This window comes from Halarchaeum rubridurum, assembly GCF_014647115.1.
In the GTDB taxonomy this organism is placed as follows: Archaea; Halobacteriota; Halobacteria; order Halobacteriales; family Halobacteriaceae; genus Halarchaeum; species Halarchaeum rubridurum.
Genome location: NZ_BMOO01000001.1, coordinates 272311 through 292430 on the forward strand (window position 1 = coordinate 272311; position 20120 = coordinate 292430).

The 20120-nt window shown below is 70.9% G+C and carries 24 protein-coding genes; 13 read left to right on the forward strand and 11 right to left on the reverse strand.

Annotated elements, in window-relative coordinates:
* The first annotated feature begins 19 nt into the window (after window positions 1-19).
* From IEX84_RS01470 to IEX84_RS01490, 5 genes are all read left to right on the forward strand, one after another.
* Entirely contained in the window at window positions 20-859 is an 840-nt protein-coding gene (locus IEX84_RS01470; protein ID WP_188869201.1) for a basic amino acid ABC transporter substrate-binding protein, read from the forward strand.
* Window positions 860-863: 4 nt separating this feature from the next.
* Complete coding sequence (locus tag IEX84_RS01475; protein ID WP_188869202.1) at window positions 864-1559, forward strand: amino acid ABC transporter permease; 696 nt, start codon at window positions 864-866, stop codon at window positions 1557-1559.
* Entirely contained in the window at window positions 1556-2308 is a 753-nt protein-coding gene (locus IEX84_RS01480) for an amino acid ABC transporter ATP-binding protein (protein WP_188869203.1), read from the forward strand. Before IEX84_RS01475 ends, IEX84_RS01480 begins: the two co-directional genes overlap by 4 nt.
* Entirely contained in the window at window positions 2305-3273 is a 969-nt protein-coding gene (locus tag IEX84_RS01485) for an amino acid ABC transporter permease (RefSeq protein ID WP_188869204.1), read from the forward strand. Before IEX84_RS01480 ends, IEX84_RS01485 begins: the two co-directional genes overlap by 4 nt.
* A gap of 61 nt (window positions 3274-3334) precedes the next feature.
* Window positions 3335-3955: an NUDIX hydrolase gene (locus IEX84_RS01490; protein WP_188869205.1), complete on the forward strand. Its 621-nt coding sequence runs from the start codon at window positions 3335-3337 to the stop codon at window positions 3953-3955.
* Between the two features lie 143 nt (window positions 3956-4098).
* Here the strand turns inward: IEX84_RS01490 and IEX84_RS01495 are convergent, their stop codons facing one another.
* Window positions 4099-4365, reverse strand: coding sequence for a hypothetical protein (locus tag IEX84_RS01495; protein WP_188869206.1), 267 nt, complete (start codon window positions 4363-4365; stop codon window positions 4099-4101).
* 83 nt (window positions 4366-4448) lie between these two features.
* Between IEX84_RS01495 and IEX84_RS01500 the strand changes: the two genes are divergently transcribed.
* From IEX84_RS01500 to IEX84_RS14550, 3 genes are read left to right on the forward strand one after another with little or no spacing between them, the layout of a single operon-like run.
* On the forward strand, window positions 4449-5156 hold the full coding sequence (locus IEX84_RS01500) for a MogA/MoaB family molybdenum cofactor biosynthesis protein (RefSeq protein ID WP_188869207.1): 708 nt from the start codon (window positions 4449-4451) through the stop codon (window positions 5154-5156).
* On the forward strand, window positions 5153-5881 hold the full coding sequence (locus tag IEX84_RS01505; RefSeq protein WP_188869208.1) for a 5-formyltetrahydrofolate cyclo-ligase: 729 nt from the start codon (window positions 5153-5155) through the stop codon (window positions 5879-5881). The genes IEX84_RS01500 and IEX84_RS01505 overlap by 4 nt, the downstream gene beginning before the upstream one ends.
* Before the next feature lie 30 nt (window positions 5882-5911).
* Window positions 5912-6196: a hypothetical protein gene (locus tag IEX84_RS14550; protein ID WP_229732282.1), complete on the forward strand. Its 285-nt coding sequence runs from the start codon at window positions 5912-5914 to the stop codon at window positions 6194-6196.
* Here the strand turns inward: IEX84_RS14550 and IEX84_RS01515 are convergent.
* The 5 genes from IEX84_RS01515 to IEX84_RS01535 form a co-directional block, all read right to left on the reverse strand.
* Window positions 6186-6395 (reverse strand): hypothetical protein, encoded by a 210-nt coding sequence (locus IEX84_RS01515; RefSeq protein WP_188869209.1) that lies wholly within the window; start codon window positions 6393-6395, stop codon window positions 6186-6188. The two genes, IEX84_RS14550 and IEX84_RS01515, sit on opposite strands and share 11 nt — an antisense overlap.
* Before the next feature lie 127 nt (window positions 6396-6522).
* On the reverse strand, window positions 6523-6849 hold the full coding sequence (locus IEX84_RS01520; protein WP_188869210.1) for a DUF7126 family protein: 327 nt from the start codon (window positions 6847-6849) through the stop codon (window positions 6523-6525).
* A 43-nt stretch (window positions 6850-6892) separates the two neighbouring features.
* Complete coding sequence (locus IEX84_RS01525) at window positions 6893-7207, reverse strand: cupin domain-containing protein (RefSeq protein ID WP_188869211.1); 315 nt, start codon at window positions 7205-7207, stop codon at window positions 6893-6895.
* Window positions 7208-7402: 195 nt separating this feature from the next.
* Window positions 7403-8320 (reverse strand): glutamine-hydrolyzing GMP synthase, encoded by a 918-nt coding sequence (guaA, locus tag IEX84_RS01530; protein ID WP_188869212.1) that lies wholly within the window; start codon window positions 8318-8320, stop codon window positions 7403-7405.
* Complete coding sequence (locus IEX84_RS01535; protein WP_188869213.1) at window positions 8320-9966, reverse strand: CTP synthase; 1647 nt, start codon at window positions 9964-9966, stop codon at window positions 8320-8322. Before IEX84_RS01535 ends, guaA begins: the two co-directional genes overlap by 1 nt.
* A gap of 183 nt (window positions 9967-10149) precedes the next feature.
* On the opposite strand from IEX84_RS01535, the gene IEX84_RS01540 reads away from it, so the two are divergent.
* Complete coding sequence (locus IEX84_RS01540) at window positions 10150-11154, forward strand: alcohol dehydrogenase (RefSeq protein WP_188869882.1); 1005 nt, start codon at window positions 10150-10152, stop codon at window positions 11152-11154.
* Window positions 11155-11223: 69 nt separating this feature from the next.
* The gene (locus IEX84_RS01545) at window positions 11224-12234 is read left to right on the forward strand and encodes an alcohol dehydrogenase (protein ID WP_188869884.1); all 1011 of its coding nucleotides are present in this window, start codon (window positions 11224-11226) and stop codon (window positions 12232-12234) included.
* Here IEX84_RS01545 and IEX84_RS01550 read toward each other — a convergent pair.
* The gene (locus tag IEX84_RS01550) at window positions 12224-12841 is read right to left on the reverse strand and encodes an alpha/beta hydrolase (RefSeq protein WP_188869214.1); all 618 of its coding nucleotides are present in this window, start codon (window positions 12839-12841) and stop codon (window positions 12224-12226) included. The two genes, IEX84_RS01545 and IEX84_RS01550, sit on opposite strands and share 11 nt — an antisense overlap.
* 53 nt (window positions 12842-12894) lie before the next feature.
* On the opposite strand from IEX84_RS01550, the gene IEX84_RS01555 reads away from it, so the two are divergent.
* Genes IEX84_RS01555 through IEX84_RS01565 form a run of 3 tightly spaced genes read left to right on the forward strand, consistent with a single transcriptional unit; the run spans window position 12895 to window position 15368 of the window.
* Window positions 12895-13773, forward strand: a complete 879-nt coding sequence (locus IEX84_RS01555) for a PspA/IM30 family protein (protein ID WP_188869215.1) — start codon at window positions 12895-12897, stop codon at window positions 13771-13773.
* A gap of 45 nt (window positions 13774-13818) precedes the next feature.
* Entirely contained in the window at window positions 13819-14901 is a 1083-nt protein-coding gene (locus tag IEX84_RS01560) for a hypothetical protein (protein WP_188869216.1), read from the forward strand.
* Between the two features lie 29 nt (window positions 14902-14930).
* Complete coding sequence (locus tag IEX84_RS01565; protein ID WP_188869217.1) at window positions 14931-15368, forward strand: universal stress protein; 438 nt, start codon at window positions 14931-14933, stop codon at window positions 15366-15368.
* On the opposite strand, the gene IEX84_RS01570 is transcribed toward IEX84_RS01565, so the two are convergent.
* From IEX84_RS01570 to IEX84_RS01585, 4 genes are all read right to left on the reverse strand, one after another.
* Window positions 15346-15870, reverse strand: a complete 525-nt coding sequence (locus IEX84_RS01570) for an HPP family protein (protein ID WP_188869218.1) — start codon at window positions 15868-15870, stop codon at window positions 15346-15348. The two genes, IEX84_RS01565 and IEX84_RS01570, sit on opposite strands and share 23 nt — an antisense overlap.
* 5 nt (window positions 15871-15875) lie before the next feature.
* Complete coding sequence (gene thrS / locus IEX84_RS01575; protein ID WP_188869219.1) at window positions 15876-17807, reverse strand: threonine--tRNA ligase; 1932 nt, start codon at window positions 17805-17807, stop codon at window positions 15876-15878.
* A gap of 236 nt (window positions 17808-18043) precedes the next feature.
* Complete coding sequence (locus IEX84_RS01580; protein WP_188869220.1) at window positions 18044-19084, reverse strand: dipeptide epimerase; 1041 nt, start codon at window positions 19082-19084, stop codon at window positions 18044-18046.
* Window positions 19081-20094 (reverse strand): DUF1611 domain-containing protein, encoded by a 1014-nt coding sequence (locus IEX84_RS01585; protein WP_188869221.1) that lies wholly within the window; start codon window positions 20092-20094, stop codon window positions 19081-19083. The genes IEX84_RS01580 and IEX84_RS01585 overlap by 4 nt, the downstream gene beginning before the upstream one ends.
* Window positions 20095-20120 lie beyond the last annotated feature (26 nt).

Here is a 20120-nt window from a genome sequence, read left to right on the forward strand (position 1 = left end):
CGCCGAAAGTGGGGGTGTCATGGACACCAGCGACCGACGGACGTACCTGAAAGCGACGGGGAGCGCCGCGGCGGCGCTCGCGCTCGCGGGCTGTACCGGCGGCGGTTCGGGCGACAACGGCGACGGCGACGGCGACTCCGGGAGTGGCGGCGAGTCGGGCGGGGACGTGACGACCATCACGCCCGGGACGGCGCCCGGCTTCCCGCCGTTCGAGATGAAGGAGAGCGGCGAGCTCGTCGGGTTCGACATCGACCTCCTCGCGGCGGTCGTCGCGGAGGCGGACGGCTACGAGCTCGGCTCGTGGCAGGAGTACTCCTTCGACTCGCTCATCCCGGCGCTCACCTCGGACAAGATCGACGTCGTCGCCGCGGGGATGTCCATCAACGACGACCGCGACGAGACCATCGACTTCACCGACCCCTACTACAACGCCGACCAGGCCATCCTCGTCCGCGAGAGCGGCGACTTCTCGCCCGCGGAGCTCGCCGACCTCTCCGGGCACAAGGTCGGGTCGCAGTCCGGGACGACGGGCGAGACGGTCTCGAAGAACCTCGTCGAGGAGGGGACGCTGAAGGAATCGAGCTACAACTCCTACGACAGCTACGTCTTCGCGGTGCAGGACCTCGAGAACGGCAACATCGACGCGATAATCCTCGACCTCCCGGTCGCCCAGACGTTCGCGGACCAGCGTCCGGTGTCCATCGCGTTCACCTACGAGACCGGCGAGCGCTACGGCTTCGGCGTCCGCGAGGGCGACGACGACCTCCAGTCGGCGCTGAACGAGGGGCTGGCCGCCGTGCGGGACTCCGGGCAGTACGAGGAGCTCCGCAACGAGTGGTTCGGCGGCTCGGACGAGTAGACCGATGGCCGACCCGGTGTTGGCTCTCGGTGCGCTCTCCGCCGACTGGCGGTACGTCTTCGGGAACGTCGACTACCTCCTCGGCGGGCTGTGGGTGACAGTCGGGCTGACCGTCGCCAGCCTCCTCGTTGGCTTCGTCGCGGGCCTCCCCGCGGCGGTCGTCGAGGTGTACGGCGGGCGCTACAGCAGCGCGCTCGTGCGGAACGTCGGCGTCGTCCTGCGCGGGACGCCCATTGTCGTCATCATCATGCTCGCGTACTTCGCGTTCGGCATCTCGCCGGCGTTCCTCGCGGCGACGGCCGCCCTCGGGTTCCGTAGCGGCGCGTACCAGACGCAGATATTCCGCGGCGCCATCGAGAGCGTCGACGGCGGGCAGATGGAGGCCGCGCGCGCCGTCGGCCTCTCGAAGACCCAGGCGGTCCGCCACGTCGTCCTCCCGCAGGCGCTGCGCCGGAGCGTCCCGGGCTTCCAGAACGAAGTGACCATCGTGCTCAAAGACACCTCCATCGCGTTCGCCATCGGTCTCGCCGAACTGTTCACGAAGAGCGCCGACCTCTACCAGAGCATCGGGCACACGACGGCCACCTTCGAGCTCATCGTCTTCATCAGCGCGATCTACTTCGCGCTGACGTTCGTCACGAACCGCTCGCTCGAAGCGCTGAACGACGCCGTCGCCATCCCCGGGGGGAAGGGCCGATGAGCGACGACCCGCTCGTCCGCGTCGACGACCTCCACAAGCGCTACGGCGACGAGGAGGTGCTGAAGGGCATCTCCTTCGAGATGGACCGCCAGGACGTCCAGGTGCTCGTCGGCCCCTCCGGCTCGGGGAAATCGACCCTCCTGCGCTGCGTCAATCGGCTCACGGAGTTCCAGGGCGGCGAGATAACCCTCGACGGCACGCCCGTCACCGAGATGGACGTCGACGACCTGCGCCGGCAGGTCGGGATGGTGTTCCAGGACTTCAACCTCTTCGCGCACCTCACGGCGAAGGAGAACATCATGCTCGGGCCGCGCCGGGTGCTCGGAAAGACCGAAGAAGAGGCCGCGGAGCGCGCGCTCGACGAGCTCGACCGGGTCGGACTCGCGGCCCAGGCGGACTCCTACCCGGCGGAGCTCTCCGGCGGGCAGAAACAGCGCGTCGGCATCGCTCGCGCGCTGGCGATGGACCCGAAGCTGATGCTGTTCGACGAGCCGACGAGCGCGCTCGACCCCGAGCTCATCGGTGAGGTCGTGGAGGTGATGGAGGACCTCGCCGAGGGCGGGATGACGATGCTCGTCGTCACCCACGAGATGGGGTTCGCCCGCGCGGCCGCGACCGACATCATGTTCCTCGACCAGGGGCGGATCGTCGAGCACGGCCCGCCCGAGCGGCTCTTCGAGAACCCCGAACACGAGCGCACCGCACAGTTCCTCGAACGGCTCACGCGCCTCCACGGGGAGACGCGATGAGCGCGGGGGAGGCCGACGGCGACGCCGACGCCGATGCCGGCGGCGGCGTCGCACCGGACGCCCGGACGGCCGGCCCGCGACGGTCGCGCGCCGGGACGCTGAAGTACGTCGCCGGGGCGGTCCTCTGGGGGTGGGTCCTCCTCCGCTGGGGGAACGACTGGCTCGGCGGCGTGTTCGTCCCGCGCGGGCAGGCGTTCGTCCCGCCGGCGACGGTCGCCGGGCTCGGCGACGCGATTCCGGTGCTGGCGGGGGTCGCGAACGGCCTCGCGTTCGCCGTCCACTACCTCCCGAACCTGATGAACGCGATGTGGCTGACGGTCGTCCTGACCGTCGTCTCTATCACGCTCGGGTTCCCGCTCGCGGTCGCGCTCGCCGCCGCGCGCTCCTACGGCCACTACACGGGGTGGGCCGCGCTCGGCTTCGTCGAGCTCTTCCGCGGGACGCCGCTGCTCGCCCAGCTGTTCGTCCTCTACTACGGCCTCCCGTGGCTCCCCGCGTTCTTCCGAAACCTCCCGTTCGTCGGGGAGGGTATCGTCCCCGCACAGGCCGTCTGGGTGGCGGTCGTCGGCTTCACGCTCAACTCCGCGGCCTACCAGGGCGAGTACATCCGCGGCGCAATCGACAGCGTCGACCCCGGCCAGCTGGAGGCGGGGCGCGCCGTCGGCCTCTCGAAGCTCGGGAGCGTCCGGTACGTCGTCCTCCCGCAGGCGCTGCGTTACGCGATTCCCGGGTGGACGAACGAGCTCGTCTACCTCATCAAGTACTCCTCGCTCGCGGCGTTCATCACCGTCCCCGAGCTGCTCTACCGGGCGCAGGCGTTCGCCTCGGAGACCTACCGGTACACGGAGCTGTTCGTGCTCGCCGGCGTGCTCTACCTCGGCCTCGTCGTCACGGCCTCCTCGCTGATGGGGTACGTCGAGGGTCGCGTGGCGATTCCGGGGTTGGGCAACGCCGAGGGCCGATAGCGCCCCGACTCGGCGACTCGGAAGTCCGAAACCATTTGTAGCGCCTCGTCGTCTCCACGCTATGAGCGACGCAGACGCGAGCGCGGACGACTACGTCCGGACCGCGGAGGAGGTCGAGAACGCACGACAGGACGTCGTCGCCGTGAACAACGCCGACGAACCGCAGGGACTCGTCAACCGCCTCGACGCGCACACGGGCGACGGCGTCCGTCACCGGGCGTTCACCTGCCTCCTCTTCGACGAGGACGGACGCGTCCTCCTCGCCCAGCGCGCCGCGCGCAAGCGCCTCTGGGACACGCACTGGGACGGCACGGTCGCCTCCCACCCCGTCGAGGGCCAATCGCAGGTCGAGGCGACCGAGGCGCGCCTCGAAGACGAACTCGGCGTGACGCCCGACCAGTACGACGACCTCGAAGTGACTGACCGCTTCGAGTACAAGCGCCACTACCTCGACGAGGGCGTCGAGTGGGAGGTCTGTGCGGTCCTCAAGGCGACGCTCCACGACACGACGCTCGACCCGGACGAGGCGGAGGTCGGCGGGGTCCTCTGGGCGGACTACGAGGACCTCTGGGAGAACCCGCGCCACTACCGGCAACTGCGTTTCTGCCCGTGGTTCGACATCGCGCTCCGCCGCGACCTCACCGGCGAGGCGGACCCGGAGGCCGGGGGCCCGAGAGAGTAGCGTCGCGCCGAGCGCGAGCGAGGGGCGACGAATACACGAGCGGGGAGCGACGGGAAGCGCGAGGAGCGCGGCTTCCGAGCGAAGCGGTTTCTAAACGGGGAGCGGAGTACGAGGAGCAGGGGTCGCGACGGCGACGGGACGCGTCACGAGCGCGTCGCCTGCACGGACCAGAGCCCGACGACGGCGAGGATGAGCGCGGGGACCATCGCAACGGCCATGTACGCGTTCCGGTAGCCGAGGAAGGAGGGCGGCCAGAGGTAGACGACGGTGGGTGCGACGAGGCCGGCGAAGACGAGCGTCGCGACGAGGGCCCACGATTGGCGGTCGTCGAGGCCCTCCTCGTCGTCGGCGACGGTGACGGGGTCGTGGAGGTACGTCCCGCGCTCGTCGTCGTCGCGCTCGCGTGCCATACGCGGCCGTACCGACCGCGAGCCCAAATCCCTGCCGGTCCGTGACGGACAACGGCTTTGTCGCTGGCGGGGCGAGGACGGACATGGTCGACTTCCAGTCGCGGGACACGCGGCGCGCGGACGACGACGCGAGCGAGGCGGGCGGGAGTGAGAGTGAAGGGCACAGCGACGACGAACACGACCACGAGCGCGACGAACACGACCACGACGGGCATCACGCTCACGACGTCGAGACGGTGTCAGTGGGCGTGGTGACGGTGTCGTCCTCGCGGGACGCGGACGACGACCCGAGCGGTGACGCGATTGCGACGCTCGTCGCGGACGCCGGTCACGAAGTGGCGGCGCGCGAGGTCGTTGACGACGACTTCGACGGCGTCCAGGGAACGGTGGACCGCCTCGTGCGCGACGGGGACGTGGACGCGGTCGTGACGACCGGCGGGACGGGCGTGACGCCGGACGACGTCACCGTCGAGGCCGTCCGGGCGCTCTACGACAAGCGCCTCCCGGGCTTCGGCGAGCTGTTCCGTCGGCTCTCGTACGACGACATCGGGACGCGCGTGGTCGGGACGCGCGCGACGGCGGGCGTCGCGGGCGGCGTCCCCGTCTTCTGCCTTCCGGGGAGCGAGAGCGCGGTCCGCCTCGGCGTCGCGGACGTCGTCCTCCCCGAGCTCTCGCACCTCGTCGGGCTGGCGCGACGCGGGGAAGCGGGGGCGGACGACGGACCCGGCGTGTCGCCGGAGGAGGGCGACGAGGAGGCAGCGGCGGGGAGCGGGGAGGCGGACGGCGAGTGACGTCGAAGGACGACGTCCGCGAGTCGGTGTGGGACGCGCTGGAGGACGAGGGACTCGCGCGCTTCCCGTTCCCGCCGCACGGCCGCATCCCGAACGTCGCGGGCGCGGACGACGCGGCCGAACGGCTCGCCGCGACGGACGCGTGGCGCGACGCCGACGTCGTGAAGGCGAACCCGGACGCGCCCCAACTGCCCGCTCGGCGGCGCGCGCTCCACGACGGCAAGACGCTCTACATGGCGGTGCCGCGCCTGCGCGACCCCGAGTGCTTCCTCGAACTCGACCCCGAACGACTCGACCCCGAGGCGTACAACCGCGCGCCCGCGCTCTCGAACGTGGACGACTACGCCGAAGCCGTCCGCCCCGCGGCGCTGGGCCACGTCGACCTCGTGCTCTCGGGTAGCGTGGCGGTGAGCGAGGACGGCGCGCGCGTCGGGAAGGGCGAGGGGTTCAGCGACGTCGAGTTCGGCGTGCTCGTCGACCTGGGGCTCGTCGACGACGGGACGACGGTCGCCACGACGGTCCACGAGCGCCAGGTCTTCGAGACGGCGACGTGGCCGGTGGCCGACCACGACGTCCCGATGGAGCTCGTCGTCACGCCCGAGCGCGTCGTCGAAACCGACGCGCCGTACGCGCGCCCGTCGGGGGTCGACTGGGACGCCGTGAGCGCCGAGGACCGCGCGGAGATACCGATACTCGCGGAGCTGGCGGCCGGGCGCGACCGATAGTTTATCCGACAGGCCGCCGAAACGTGTGGTATGTCCTCGGACGGCGCGGACGCGGCGACGGGGGAGGACCGGGAGGCGGCGGACGGCCCGGGTCCGGCCGCGTGTGCCGTTCGGGATGCGGCGCTCGACGCGCTGGACGACGCGCCGCGGTGTGCGGTCTGTCCCGCCGGTGCCGACTTCTACCTCTACGAGGCGGGGCGCGTCTCGACGTTCGTCTGCTGGGAGCACGTCAGCCCGTACGCCGCGGACGTGAACGGCACGCCGGCGGACGCCGAGCGGCCGATTGCGGTCCCGCTCCCGTCGTTCACCGAGTGAGGTCGGCGAGAACGCCGCGGAGGAGCGCGAGCGGGAGCACGGCGTTCGCGGCCGTGTAGGCCGCCGTGGCGACGACGCCGACGCCTGCGCCGAGCGCGGCGAACGCGAGCGTCGCGTCGACGGTCTCGGTCGACGGACGCAGGCGCGCACCGAGCCGTGACGCGACGCGGACGGGAGACGAGAGCGACGGTCGCGGCACGCGCGCGAGCGAGCGGAACGCGGCCGTGACGGCGGCGCGCGACGGGGGAGACGGCCGCGGCACGCGCGGGAGAGACGGGCGTGACGGAAGCGACGGCCGCGACGGCAGCGACGGGAGGGAGACCATCTCAGTCGAGCGTCGGGGTGAGTTCCTCCGCGACGGCGGTGACGGGGAGGACGTCCGGGTGGACGGCGAAGTCGAGTTGGCCGCGGACGAACTCGGGGACGGAGTCGTCCGTGTACGCGACGGTGCGGAGGTCGGGGTTGACTTCGAGGGCGACGGGAATCGCGGTGGCTTCGGCGACGTCCGTGACGACGAGGAGGTCGGCGGTCTCGATGCCGGCCTCGCGGAGGCGCTCGCCCGAGGCGACGCCTTCGAGGCGGGTGATACGCGCGCCACGGGTTTCGAGGGCGTCGCCGAGGCCGCGGTCGGGACCGACGATGACGACGTTCATGCGCGGAGATAGGCGCGAGCGCGTAAGAAGGTGACGAGAGCCCTCACTCCATCGGCCCCATCGTCGCCGTGAACACCGCGACGTCGTCGCCCTCGTTGCGCGCGCCGTGCGCGACGCCGCGCTCGAACGCGACGACGCCGGGCGCCGAGACGCGTTCCTCGTCCTCCTCGCGCACGACGACGACCTCGCCGTCGAGGACGTGGAAGACGTTCGTCTGCTCGGGATGTTCGTGCGCCTCGACTGCCGCGCCCGGCCCGAGCGCGAACGCCTTCACGAGCGAGTCCGGCGTGTAGTGGAGTTCGGTCGTCACGACCTCGCCCGCGTCGGCGTCGGTGTCGACGTCGTCGTACAGGTCCATACCGTGCGTATCGGCGGAGACGGGGAAAACGTGGCGGCGATGCGGCCGCGGACGTGGCGGCGGTGCGGGAAGCGGTGCGGCCGCGGAACTCACACTGTTCCCACCGCGAGCGCTCCGCGCTCGCGGGAGTTTTTCCTCCCGTGCTTTTTCGGGGAGGGGTCGCCGAAGGCGACCCGACGAAGTAACGGGCGGGGTCTACTCGTACTCGATGGTCGCCGGGGGCTTGTGCGTGACGTCGTAGACGACGCGCGAGCAGTCCTCGACGGTGCCCGTGATGCGCGACTGGAGGCGCTGGAGGGTCTCCCAGTCGAGTTCCTGGGCGCGAGCGGTCATGCCGTCGCGGGACTCGACGGAGCGGACGGCGACGACGTGGCCGTGCACGCGGTTGTCGCCCTTCACGCCGGTGGCGCGCCCGAGGACGGCGGCGAAGGCCTGCCAGGGGTCGTACTCCTCCAGTTCGTCCTCGACGATGGCGGTCGCCTCGCGGGCGACGCGCACCTTCTCGGGGGTGACTTCGCCGACGACGCGGACGGCGAGACCCGGGCCGGGGAACGGCATGCGCTCGGCGATTATCTCCTCCAGGCCGAGGTGGCGTGCGACCTCGCGGACCTCGTCCTTGTAGAGGTCGCGCAGGGGTTCGATGAGGCCGTCGAAGTCGACGACGTCGGGGAGACCCCCGACGTTGTGGTGGCTCTTGATGTTGCCCTCGCTCTCGATGCGGTCGGGGTAGATGGTGCCCTGCACGAGGTAGTCGGCGTCGACCTCCTCGGCGACGGTCTCGAACTCCCGGATGAACTGCTCGCCGATGACGTGGCGCTTCTCCTCGGGGTCGGTGACGCCGTCGAGCTTCTCGAAGTACCGATCGGAGGCGTCGACGACGCGGAGGCGCTCCATGTAGCCAAAGACCTCCTCGATCTCCTCCGTCTCGCCCTTGCGCATCAGACCGGTGTCGACGTAGACGGGGACGAGCTGTTCGCCGACGGCCTCGTAGGCGAGCGCGGCCGCGGTGGAGGAGTCGACGCCGCCGGAGAGGGCGATGATCGCGGTCGAATCGCCGAGTTCCTCGCTTATCTCCGCTTTCGCCTCCTCGACGAAGGATTCGACGTCGACCATTACTGCGTCACCTCCGTTCCCGCGGCGACGTCGGCGCGCTCCATGACGGCGTCGAGGAAGCCAACGAAGGGCGGGCTCGCGCGACTCGGCCGGGAGCGGAACTCGGGGTGGAACTGCGTCCCGAGGAAGAACGGGTGGTCGTCGCGCTCGACGATTTCCATGCGGTTGCCGGCGTGACCGGAGAAGGTGAGGCCGTCCTCGGTGAGCCGGTCGATGTACTCCGGGTTCACCTCGTAGCGGTGGCGGTGGCGCTCCGTGCACTCCGTGGCGTCGTAGACGCGTTCGGCGAGCGTCCCCTCGTCGATCTCGGTGACGTGCGCGCCGAGGCGCATCGTGCCGCCGAGGTCCTCCAGGTCGTACTGCTCGGGCAGGAGGTCGATGACGGGGTGGGGCGTGTCCTGGTCGATCTCGGCGGAGTGTGCGCCCTCCAGCCCGACGACGTTCCGGGCGTGCTCGACGACGGCGAGCTGGAAGCCCAGACAGAGCCCGAGGAAGGGGACGTCGTGCTCGCGGGCGTAGCGGACGGCGTCGATCTTCCCGCGGGTGCCGCGCGCGCCGAAGCCGCCGGGGACGACGACGCCGTCCGCGGTCCGCAGGCGCTCCTCGTGCTCGTCGGTCATCTCGTCGGCGTCGACCCAGTGGACGTTCACGTCGACCTGCTTTTCGAGGCCGGCGTGCTTCAGCGACTCGTGGATGGAGATGTAGGCGTCCTCCAGGGCGTACTTGCCGACGAGGGCGACGTCGACTTCTCCCTCCGCGTCGCGGGTGACGATGTCGCGCCACTCGGTCGAGCGTTCGTCCGCGGGGAGGGCGTCCTCGGCGATGGCGAGGCGCTCCATGACGTACTCGTCGAGCCCCTCGTCTTCGAGGACGAGCGGGACGTGGTAGATGTCCTCGACGTCCGGGTTGCTGAAGACGGCCTCGGTGTCGACGTCGCAGAAGAGCGCGATCTTCTCGCGGACGTCGTCGTCGAGTTTCTCGGGGTTGCGCCCGACGAGGATGTCCGGCTGGAGACCGATCGAGCGCAGTTCCTTCACGGAGTGCTGGGTGGGCTTCGTCTTCTGCTCGCCGTTCTTCGAGTTCGGGACGAGCGTGACGTGCGTGAAGAGGAGGTCCTCCTCGTCCTGCTCGTGGCTGAACTGCCGGAGCGCCTCCAGATAGGGCATCCCCTCGATGTCGCCGACGGTGCCGCCGATTTCGACGATACAGACGTCCGTGCCGCGAGCGGCCTCGCGGATGCGGCGCTTGATGTCGTCGGTGACGTGCGGGATGACCTGCACCGTCTTCCCGAGGTAGTCGCCGGCGCGTTCGCGCTCGATGACCTCCTGGTAGACCTTCCCGGTCGTGACGTTGTGGTCGGAGGTCATGTCGACGTCGAGGAATCGCTCGTAGTTCCCGAGGTCGAGGTCGACCTCGCCACCGTCTTTCAGTACATAAACCTCACCGTGCTGGTAGGGGTTCATGGTGCCCGCGTCCACGTTGAGGTACGGGTCGACCTTGACGGCGGTGACGTCGAAGCCCGCGTTCGTGAGGAGGCGACCGAGGCTCGCGGCGGTGATGCCCTTCCCGAGGCCGGACATCACGCCGCCGGTGACGAAGACGAACTTGTTCCCCAGCTCGGGGTCGTATCCGGTCTCCTGCGGCATACCGCGTCTGCGGCCGAAACGGTCAAAACGGTTTCGGAGGCGTCCGACACGTGCGGGGTGCTACCACGACAGAAAGTGACGCAATTCTGCGGACGTTCGTCCACCGAAGGCGGCCCGTAGTGCCCGTAGCCGCAACACTAACAGCGCGCCGCTCGACCCCCGAGTATGAGCGAGAGCGACACCATGCGCGCGGTCGAGGTGCCCGAGGCGGGAGCCGACTTCGACGTCGTCGAGAAACCGGTCCCCGAACCCGACGCCGACGAGGTCCGCATCAGCGTCGAGGCCTGTGGCGTCTGTCACAGCGACGAGATGACGAAAGAGGGGGTCTATCCGCGCATCGAGTTCCCGCGCGTCCCCGGCCACGAAGTGGTGGGCCGCATCGACGCGGTCGGCGAGGACGTCGAGGAGTGGGAGGCGGGCGAGCGCGTCGGCGTCGGTTGGCACGGCGGGCACTGTTTCACCTGTGACGCCTGCCGTCGCGGCGACTTCATCAACTGCGAGCACGCCGAGGTGACGGGCCTCGACTTCGACGGCGGCTACGCCGAGTACACCGTCGCGCCCCACGAGGCGCTCGCGGCCGTCCCGGACGAGCTCGACGCCGCGGACGCCGCGCCGCTCCTCTGCGCGGGCATCACGACGTTCAACGCGCTGCGCAACAGCGACGCCCGACCCGGCGATCTCGTCGCCGTGCAGGGCGTCGGTGGCCTCGGCCACCTCGGCATCCAGTACGCCCACGCGGCCGGCTTCGAGGTCGTCGCGCTCTCGCGTGGCACCGAGAAGAAGGAGCGCGCCCTCGCCCTCGGCGCGGACCACTACGTCGACACGGAGGCGACGGCGGCGGCCGAGGAACTCCAGGAGCTCGGCGGCGCGAGCGTCGTCCTCGCCACCGCGCCCTCCGCGCCCGCCATCGAGTCCGTCGTCGGCGGCCTGGGTGCCGACGGCGAGGTCATCGCGGTCGGCATCCCCGGCGAGCCCGTCGGCGTCCACGCGGGCGCGCTCGTCGGCGTGCGCGGCTCCGTCTCCGGGTGGGCCTCCGGGACCGCGCGGGACTCCCAGGACACCCTGGAGTTCAGCGCGCTCCGCGACGTCACCCCCGAGATAGAGACGTTCGACCTCGGCGACGCCCAGGACGCGTACGAGAAGATGCTCGCGAGCGAGGTCCGCTTCCGCGCCGTCCTCGAACCGTAGGCACGCGACGCCCCTTCCCCGAGGTCTTTTCTCGCGGCCCGCGAAGAAACGTGTATGACAGACGAGACGATGCGCGCCGTCGTCGCCCCCGAGGAGAGTGCTGCCTTCGAAGTCGTCGAGAAGCCGGTCCCCGAACCCGAGCGCGACGAGGTCCGCGTCGCCGTCGAGGCCTGTGGCGTCTGCGGCGGCGACGACGCCGCCCGGGAGGGTCACGCCTACGGCGGCGGGCTGACGTATCCGCGCGTCCCCGGCCACGAGGTCGTGGGGCGCGTGGACGCGGTCGGCGAGGACGTCGAGGAGTGGGAGGCGGGCGAGCGCGTCGGCGTCGGCTGGCACGGCGGGCACTGTTTCACCTGCGAGGCCTGCCGTCGCGGCGACTTTCACTCCTGCGCGCACGCCGACGTGATGGGCGTCCAGCGCGACGGCGGGTGGGCCGAGTACACCGTCGCACCCCACGAGGCCGTCGCGAGCGTCCCCGAGTCGTTCGACGCCGTCGAGGCCGCGCCGCTCCTCTGCGCGGGCCTCACGACGTTCAACGCCCTGCGCAACAGCGACGCCCAGCCGGGCGACCTCGTCGCCGTCCAGGGCGTCGGCGGCCTCGGCCACCTCGGTATCCAGTACGCTCACGCGGCCGGTTACGAGACCGTCGCGCTCTCGCGTGGCACCGAGAAGAAGGAGCGCGCCCTCGCCCTCGGCGCGGACCACTACGTCGACGCGGAGGCCGAGGACCCCGCGGCGAAGCTCCAAGAGCTCGGTGGCGCGAGCGTCGTTCTCGCCACCGCGCCCGCCGCGCCCGCCATCGAGTCCGTCGTCGGCGGTTTGGGAACTGACGGGCGCGTCGTCGCCGTCGGCGTCCCCGAGGAACCCGTCGACGTCCACGTCGGCGCGCTCGTCGGGACGCGCGGCGCAGTCGAGGGGTGGGCGTCGGGGACCGCGCTCGACGCCGAGGAGACCCTCGCGTTCAGCGAGCGCCGCGACGTGACGCCCGACGTCGAGACGTTCGACCTCGCGGACGCGGAGGAGGCGTACCAGCGGATGCTCGACTCCGACGTTCGCTTCCGCGCGGTCCTCACGCCCTGAGGCCGTCGGCGAGAAAGCCGGCGAGGAGGTCGGCCGCGTCGTCGGCGCGGCCCGCGAACCCGTGCTCGGCGTCGAGCGTCGTCACGGTCGCCCCCACCGAGTCGGCGGCCGCGGCCACGGGCCGCCAGTCCGCCGTCGCGTCGCGTTCACCGACGACGAGGCGGAGCGGAGCGTCGATGTCGGCGAGCGCCGCGACGACGTCGAGGTCGCCGTCGTCCCCGTCGAGCGATGCGACGGGTGCGAGGAGCGCGACGCCGCGGAGCGGAACGTCGACGCTCGCGGCGGCGAGCGCGGCGACCCCGCCGCCGAAGCTGTAGCCGCAACAGCCGACGCGGTCGTAGCGTTCGTGCGCCCACCGGCAGGCGTTGCGCGCGTCCTCGCGCTCGCCGTGGCCCCGGTCCCAGTCGCCGTAGTCGAACCGGAGGCACGCGACGCCGCGGGCGACGAGGGCGTTGCCGACGGCGCGGAGGCGTGCGTCGTCGCGACGGCCGCCGTACTGCGGGTGGGGCGGGCACGCGACGACGCAGGCGTTGCTCCCGTCCGGGGGTTCGTCCAGCGTCGCCACGACGCGCCGCGCGCCCGGCACGAGCACCGTCTCACCGGTCACACCCACGACACCGCGGGTGAGGACTATTAGCCTTCGGCCCACTACGTCGGGCCATGGGTCTACTCTCGCGCGCCTCCTACGTCGTCCGCTCGAAGCTCAACGCGGTCCTCAATCGGGCGGAGGACCCGACGGAGACGCTCGATTACTCGTACGAACAGATGCGCGACGAACTGAAGGACGTCGAGCGCGGGCTCGCGGACCTGGTCGCGCAGAAGAAACGCCTCGAAGTGCAGCGCGAGCGCCTCCAGGAGAACGTCGAGAAGCACAACGAGCAGGCGCGCGAGGCGATGCGACAGGACCGCGAGGACCTCGCGCGACGCGCCCTGGAGAAGAAGCAAAGCAAGCTCGCCAGCATCGAGGAGATGGAAGAGCAGATCGCGTCGCTCGAATCGACGCAGTCCGACCTGGAGGAGAAGAAGAGCCAGCTCCAAGAGCGCATCGAGCGCTTCCGCACGAAGAAGGAGACGATGAAGGCGCGCTACGAGGCCGCGGAGGCGCAGAACCGCGTCTCGGAGGCGATGACGGGCGTCGGCGACGAGATGGCGGACGTCGGGCGCGCGGTCGAACGCGCCGAGGAGCGCACGGAGGAGATGGAGGCCCGCGCGGCCGCGATGGACGAACTCACCGAGCGCGGCGTGCTCGAGGACCAGTTCAGCGACGAGGACGCCATCGACCGCGAGCTCTCGGCGGGCCGCGCGGACCGCGAGGTCGAGGCGGAACTGGAGACGCTGCGCGCGGAGCGCGGGACGGACACGTCGAAGGGCACGGAGCGCGAGACGAACGCGTCGGCGTCGGAGGCGGCGAGCGATGAGACGGACGCGGCGAGTGACACGGCGGACGCGGCCGTCGAGGAGTCGAACGTGGACGAGTCGGCCGTCGAGGCCGAACTCGAAGAACTCCGCGAGGAAGAGGAGGACGACTCGACGGCGTAGCGACGGCCACCACCGCTTTTGGCGTCGCCGGCCGTCGGTCACGCCATGTCGGGAGCCGACGACCAGCCGAGCGACACGATGCGCGAGCGCGTGCCGGAAAACAGCCGGAAGTTCTGGTTGCTCCTCGACGCCGACCGGTGGCTCGTCGCGGGGGGAATCGTCGGGTCGGTGTTCCTCGCGCTCGTCGCCGCGGGCCTCCTCCACCCGACGCCGGCGCACACCCTGTTGACGACCGGCGACCCCCTTGAGACGCTGTATCAGGCGCTCGTCGGCTCGACGATCACGGGCGTGACGCTCGTGTTGACGCTGAGCCAGCTCGTCCTCTCGCAGGAGCAGGGGCCGGTGGGCGACCAGCGCGAGCGCATGGAGGGCGCGATGTCGTTCCGCGAGGACGTCGAGGACGTCATCCGGGAGCCGGTGAGCCCCGCCCAGCCCTCGGCGTTCCTCCGCTCGCTCGTGAAGCTCACGAAGCGCCGCGCGCAGGCGCTCCAGGACGCGGTCGAGGGAATCGACGACGACGACCTCACCGACCAGGTGGCGACGTACGTCGAGAACCTGGAGGGGAACGCGGAGACGGTCGCCGAGAACCTCGAGGGCTCGCAGTTCGGCGAGTTCGACGTCGTGTTCTCCGCGCTCAACTACAACTACTCGTGGAAGCTCTACGCGGCTCGACGCATCCGCGCGGAACACGCGGACGCGCTGACGGAGCGGGCGACGGACGCCTTCGACGAACTCATCGAGGCGCTCGAACTGTTCGGGCCGGCGCGCGAGCACTTCAAGACGCTCTACTTTCAGTGGGAGCTCGCGGACCTCTCGCGGACGGTGCTCTACGCGTCGGTGCCAGCGCTCGCCGTCGCGGTCGGCTCGTTGCTCTTCTTCGACCCGAGCGGCGTCTCGCGCGGCTGGGTCGCGCTCGTCGTCGCCGCCTTCACGGTGTCGGTGACGCTGACGCCGTTCGCCATCCTCCTCGCGTACATCCTGCGCATCGTCACGGTGACGAAGCGCACGCTCTCCATCGGCCCGTTCATCCTCCGCGAGACGGACCGCTCGCGCAACCTCGACTGGGGCGAGACGGAGGCGACGAGCGGCGAGAGTCCGGGCGTCGACGGCGATAGTGACAAGAACTAACACGATACGCGAGAGACGTACGAACAATCATGTACGACACCGTGCTCGTCCCGACCGACGGGAGCGACACGGCCGGGGAGGGAGTCGACCACGCGCTCGACCTGGCGGCGGCGCACGACGCGACCGTCCGAGCGCTCAGCGTCGCCGCGCCGGGCCTTGAGGCCGCGGCAGTCGACGGCGGTGGAAGCGTCAGGTCCACCACGGGAGCGGCGCGAACGGCGAGCGAACGCGCCGCGAGACGGGTGGCCGACGCCGCGGAGGAGCGCGGGCTCGACGCCACGTGCGCCGTCGAGCGCGGGGTACCACACCGCGTCATCCGCTCCCACGTCCGCCGGCACGACGTCGACGTCGTCGTCATGGGGACGCACGGCCGGACCGGAATCGCGCGGGCCCTCACGGGGAGCGTGACCGAGCGCGTGATTCGCCGCGCGGACGTCCCCGTCGTCACCGTCCGCGAACGGGCGTGAGAGACGTGATACGGCACCGCGCGGCGTCGAGACAGAGGAGGGTGAGGACGCCGCCGCAAAAGACGAGGACACCGCTCGCCCGCCCGGGAATGCCGAGCGCGAAGATGAGAACGGTCGCGTACGCGGGCGCGTGGCGGGCGTCGAGCAGCGTCATCCCGACCGTCGCGGCGACGACGGCGACGACGACCGCCGCGACCTGGTGGAGGCCCGTCGCGGTGTGCGGGAGGAGCCCGAGTCCCGCGAGCGGGCCGACGAGGACGCGGACGGCCGCGAACGCGACCGCGACGCCGACGACCTGTCCGAGAACCACCTCGCGGGCGAGCGGCCGCCACGACCGCTCGCGCTCGCGGGCGACGAGGACGTACGCGGAGGGGCCGAGGCTCGGCAGGAGGAACGGGAGACCGGTGAGCCACGCGAGCAACGCGAGCGGTCCGAGGAGGACGGCGAGCGCGGCGGCGTCACGGAAGCCGAGCGCGTCACCGAGCGCGTCACCGCCGGCCATCCGAGTTAGCGGCCGGCGAGGAACGTCGGTTCGAGGTGTTTCTGCGCGACCTCGCGTTCGAGGTGCTGGCGGAACTCGGGGCGCGAGACGTCGTTGGCCTCGCGCTCCATGCGGTCCCGGACGCTGATCTCGTTTGCGGCCTCCTCGTCGCCGCCGACGATGACCATGTAGGGGACGCGGTCCTCGTGGGCCTGCTGAATCTTCTTCCCGATGGTCCACGAGCGGTCCTCGACCTCGGTCCGATAATCGCCGAGTTCGGCGGCGACCTCGCGGGCGTAGTCGAGGTTGTCGTCGCTGATCGGCAGGACGCGCACCTGCTCGGGGGCGAGCCACGTCGGGAACTTCCCGTTGAAGTGCTCGATAATCACGCCCATGAAGCGCTCGAAGCTCCCGAGGAGCGCGCGGTGAATCATCACCGGGTGGTGTTCCTCGTTGTCCTCGCCGACGTACGTCAACTCGAGGTTGCGCGGGATGTTGAAGTCCACCTGCACGGTGCCGATGGTCCACTCGCGCCCGAGGGCGTCGCGGGCGTCGATGCCGATCTTCGGGCCGTAGAAGGCGGCCTCGCCCTCCTCGACGTCGTAGTCGAGGTCCTCCTCACGCATGGCGTCGATGAGCGCGTCCGTCGCCTGCGTCCATATCTCCTCGCTCCCCATCGCGCCCTCGCCGCGCGTCTCCAGTTTGTAGAGGACGTCGAGGCCGAAGTGGCCGTAGATGTCCTCGATGGACTGGAGGATCGAGAGGATTTCCCCCTGAATCTGGTCGGGGCGGACGAACGCGTGGCCGTCGTCCTGCGTCAGCCCGCGCACGCGGAGGAGCCCGGAGAGCTCGCCCGACTGCTCGTTGCGGTAGACGTTCCCGAACTCGGAGAAGCGAAGCGGGAGGTCCCGGTAGGAGTGGGTGTTCGAGTCGTAGATGTGCGCGTGGTTCGCGCAGTTCATCGGCTTCAGGCCGTACTCGGTGTCGTCTTGCTCCCACGCGAACATCTCGCCGTTCTCCGTGAACGTCTCGTAGTGGCCCGTGGGCTTCCAGAGGTCCGTCTTGTTCAGCTCGGGCGTGCGGACCTCCTCGAAACCGAGGTCGTCGTTCTTCTCGCGGACGTACTCCTCGAGTTCGCGTCGAATCGCCATCCCGTTCGGGTGATAGTGGACGCAGCCCGGCGAGTGCTCGGGGATGCTGAAGAGGTCGAGTTCGCGCGCGAGCTTGCGGTGGTCGCGCTCCTCGGCCTCGGCGAGCATCGCGAGGTGGTCGTCGAGTTCGGCCTGCGTCCCGAAGGCCGTGCCGTAGACGCGCGTGAGCGTCTCGTTCTCCTCGTCGCCGCGCCAGTAGGACGCGGAGATTTCGAGCAGCTCGAAGCCGCCGATCTCGCCCGTCGACTCGACGTGCGGGCCCTTACAGAGGTCCTGGAACTCGCCCTGCCGGTAGAAGGAGACGGTGTCCTCGCCCGCGGCCTCCCCTTCGAGGATGTCGCGCTTGAACGGGTTGTCGTCGTAGTACTCGAGGGCGTCCTCGCGGTCCATCGTGACGCGCTCGACGTCGAGGTCCTCCTCGATGATGGCCTCGGCCTCCGCCTGAATCTCGTCGAGGTCGGCCTCGTCGAGGTCCACGCCGTGGACGTCGTAGTAGAAGCCCTCGTCCGTGTAGGGGCCGATGGTGAGTTTCGCCTCGGGGTAGAGGCGCTGGAGGGCCTGTGCGAAGACGTGCGCGGCCGTGTGGCGCAGGACATCGAGGTACTCCTCGGAGGAGTCCGTCACGATCTCGATCCGGCAGTCCTCGGTGAGGGGGTCGTCCTTCGAGACGAGTTCCCCGTCGACGACGCCGGCGACCGTGTCGCGTCCGAGGCCCTCGCCGATTCGGTACGCGACGTCCTCGACCGTCTCCCCGGCCTCCGCGTCGAGTTCGGAGCCGTCGGGGAGCGTGACCGTAATCTCGCTCATGGGCCGTGATACGGCCAACGCCCCACATAAGCGTGTCCGTCCGGCGACACCCCCGGTCGAGGGGACGCGCGACCCGCGACGCGCGACACAGGACTCGACGGCGGCCGGCGCGGGCCGGAAGTTGAAACGCGATGGCGCACCCAGCGCGGCGTATGCTCTAGGTCGAGCGCCCGCGGCGGCCACCGCGAACCGGTGGCGCGGCCGTCGACGGGAGCGCAGCGCCACCCGTTCGCCACTCACTCCGCCAGCCGCGCGCCCGTCCCCGGCCGCTCGACGGCGTCGAGGGCGATCCGCCCCTCGGGCATCGGCACGCCCTCATAGGGGTCGTCGGCGAGGAGGAGCGACCCGTCGAGGTCCGCGTAGTCGACGAGCGGCGCGAGGTGCGCCGCGGCGGCGATGGCGGCGTTCGTCGACACCATGCAGCCGAGCATTACGTCGAGCCCGCCGGCGCGGGCGGCGTGAATCAGCCGTCTGGCTTCGCTCGGCCCGCCGCACTTCATCAGCTTCACGTTCGCGATGTCCGCGATTTCGGCCACCTCGGAGACGTCAGCGAGCGTGACACAGGACTCGTCGGCGGCGACCGGGAGCGCGCCGTGCTCGCGGACGAAGCGCATCCCGTCGGGGTTCTCCGCGGGGACCGGCTGCTCGACGAACTCGACGCCGTGATCGGCGAGCCACGCGGTGTTCGCGACGGCCTCGCGGGGCGTCCACGCCTCGTTTGCGTCCACGCGGAGCGTCGCGTCCGGCGCGGCCTCGCGGACCGCCGCGACGATCTCCCGGTCGCGCGACGTCCCGAGTTTCACCTTCAGGGTCCCGTAGCCCACGGCGACCGCATCGCGGGTCTTCGCGCGCATCCGCTCGGTGTCGTCGAGCCCGATGGTGAACGACGTCTCGGGTGCGCTCGCGGGGTCGAGCCCCCAGTAGCGATAGAGCCGCATGTCGGCGCGCTTCGCCGCGAGGTCGCAGCAGGCGATGTCGACCGCGGCGCGCGCGGCCGGGTTGTCCCGGACGACGTCGGCCATCGCGGCCGCGAGCCGCTGGTGGTTCGCCGGGTCGCCGACGCGCTCGACGGCCGCGAGGAGGTCGGGGAGGACGGCTTCGACGGTCGCGGGCGTCTCGCCGTAGTGCGCGGCGGGCGCGGCCGCGCCGACGCCGGTGTGGTCGCCGTCGGTGACGCGAACGACGACGTTCTCGGCGGTCGCCGAGGAGCCCCGCGAGATACCGAACTCGTGTTCGAGCGGGAGGGAGAGGCGCTCGAACTCGGTGGCGAGGCTCACAGTACCGCGTCGAGGATGGCGTCGGGCCCCTGCCGAATCGGGTCGGCGGCGGGCAGACCGAGCGCGTCGGCGTACTCCTCGACGGCCGCGTCGGCGGCGGCGTCGTCGTCGACGGTGCGGGTGTTCAGCGCGCCCGCGACGATCTCGCTCCCGCCGACGGGCGCGGCCAGCGACTCGTGGAGGTCGACGAAGTCCGGGATGGTGGGGAGGGCCTGGCTGAAGCCGTGGAAGCGCTCGCGGTCGGTCGCGTGGCAGAGCACGAGTTCGTCCGCCATCGAGCCGTGGAGGATGGCCGTCGAGACGCCCGAGTAGGCGGGGTGGGCGATGCTCGCCTGCCCCTCGACGAAGAGGTAGTCGTGGTCGTTCCCGCGTTCGAGAATCAGCTCCTCGACCGCGCCGGCGGCGAAGTCCGAGACGACGCGGTCGATGGGGTAGCCCCAGCCCTCGGCCATGATGCCGGTCTGGCCCGTGGGGACGACAGCGGCGTCGACGCCGCGCTCGCGGGCGGCCGCGACGAGCTCGAACGTCGTCGTCATCTTCCCGACGCTACAGTCCGTCCCGACGGTGACGATCACGGTCGCGTCGACGCTGTCGGCGACGCCGTCCGCGACGCCGAGGTCGGTCGGCGGCCGGCGGACGTCCCAGAGCTCGCAGCCGTGTTCCTCGGCGAGGGTGCGGAATTCGTCGTCGTCTTCGAGGAAGTAGTGGAGCCCGGAGATGACGTCGCAGCCGCGTTCGAGGGCGGCGCGGACGTCGGGTCGCCACGACTCGTCGAAGCCGCCGCCGATGGGCGAGATGCCGACGAGGAGGGCGTCGAGCGGTTCGTCGACCTCGCTGAGCGACGCGACGATGGGCGCGTCGGGGAGGGAGGCGTCGCAGTCGGCGACGCGCTCGCCGTCGCGGTCGCGGTCGAGCACGGCGACAACGTCGTGCGTCCCGTAGCGGAGGACGCCGGTCGCCGTCTTCGCACCGTCCGGGAACTTCTCGTGCGCGAGAATGGCGATACGCATACGGTATCGGTGGTGGGAGGGCGATT

What these genes read in the sequence shown, in the direction of transcription:
- IEX84_RS01470 (WP_188869201.1), top strand. Translation starts at nt 20, where the DNA reads ATGGACACCAGCGACCGACGGACGTACCTGAAAGCGACGGGGAGCGCC.
- IEX84_RS01475 (WP_188869202.1), top strand. Translation starts at nt 864, where the DNA reads ATGGCCGACCCGGTGTTGGCTCTCGGTGCGCTCTCCGCCGACTGGCGG.
- IEX84_RS01480 (WP_188869203.1), top strand. Translation starts at nt 1,556, where the DNA reads ATGAGCGACGACCCGCTCGTCCGCGTCGACGACCTCCACAAGCGCTAC.
- IEX84_RS01485 (WP_188869204.1), top strand. Translation starts at nt 2,305, where the DNA reads ATGAGCGCGGGGGAGGCCGACGGCGACGCCGACGCCGATGCCGGCGGC.
- IEX84_RS01490 (WP_188869205.1), top strand. Translation starts at nt 3,335, where the DNA reads ATGAGCGACGCAGACGCGAGCGCGGACGACTACGTCCGGACCGCGGAG.
- IEX84_RS01495 (WP_188869206.1), bottom strand. Translation starts at nt 4,365, where the DNA reads ATGGCACGCGAGCGCGACGACGACGAGCGCGGGACGTACCTCCACGAC.
- IEX84_RS01500 (WP_188869207.1), top strand. Translation starts at nt 4,449, where the DNA reads ATGGTCGACTTCCAGTCGCGGGACACGCGGCGCGCGGACGACGACGCG.
- IEX84_RS14550 (WP_229732282.1), top strand. Translation starts at nt 5,912, where the DNA reads ATGTCCTCGGACGGCGCGGACGCGGCGACGGGGGAGGACCGGGAGGCG.
- IEX84_RS01520 (WP_188869210.1), bottom strand. Translation starts at nt 6,849, where the DNA reads ATGAACGTCGTCATCGTCGGTCCCGACCGCGGCCTCGGCGACGCCCTC.
- IEX84_RS01525 (WP_188869211.1), bottom strand. Translation starts at nt 7,207, where the DNA reads ATGGACCTGTACGACGACGTCGACACCGACGCCGACGCGGGCGAGGTC.
- guaA (WP_188869212.1), bottom strand. Translation starts at nt 8,320, where the DNA reads ATGGTCGACGTCGAATCCTTCGTCGAGGAGGCGAAAGCGGAGATAAGC.
- IEX84_RS01535 (WP_188869213.1), bottom strand. Translation starts at nt 9,966, where the DNA reads ATGCCGCAGGAGACCGGATACGACCCCGAGCTGGGGAACAAGTTCGTC.
- IEX84_RS01540 (WP_188869882.1), top strand. Translation starts at nt 10,150, where the DNA reads ATGCGCGCGGTCGAGGTGCCCGAGGCGGGAGCCGACTTCGACGTCGTC.
- IEX84_RS01545 (WP_188869884.1), top strand. Translation starts at nt 11,224, where the DNA reads ATGCGCGCCGTCGTCGCCCCCGAGGAGAGTGCTGCCTTCGAAGTCGTC.
- IEX84_RS01555 (WP_188869215.1), top strand. Translation starts at nt 12,895, where the DNA reads ATGGGTCTACTCTCGCGCGCCTCCTACGTCGTCCGCTCGAAGCTCAAC.
- IEX84_RS01560 (WP_188869216.1), top strand. Translation starts at nt 13,819, where the DNA reads ATGTCGGGAGCCGACGACCAGCCGAGCGACACGATGCGCGAGCGCGTG.
- IEX84_RS01565 (WP_188869217.1), top strand. Translation starts at nt 14,931, where the DNA reads ATGTACGACACCGTGCTCGTCCCGACCGACGGGAGCGACACGGCCGGG.
- IEX84_RS01570 (WP_188869218.1), bottom strand. Translation starts at nt 15,870, where the DNA reads ATGGCCGGCGGTGACGCGCTCGGTGACGCGCTCGGCTTCCGTGACGCC.
- thrS (WP_188869219.1), bottom strand. Translation starts at nt 17,807, where the DNA reads ATGAGCGAGATTACGGTCACGCTCCCCGACGGCTCCGAACTCGACGCG.
- IEX84_RS01585 (WP_188869221.1), bottom strand. Translation starts at nt 20,094, where the DNA reads ATGCGTATCGCCATTCTCGCGCACGAGAAGTTCCCGGACGGTGCGAAG.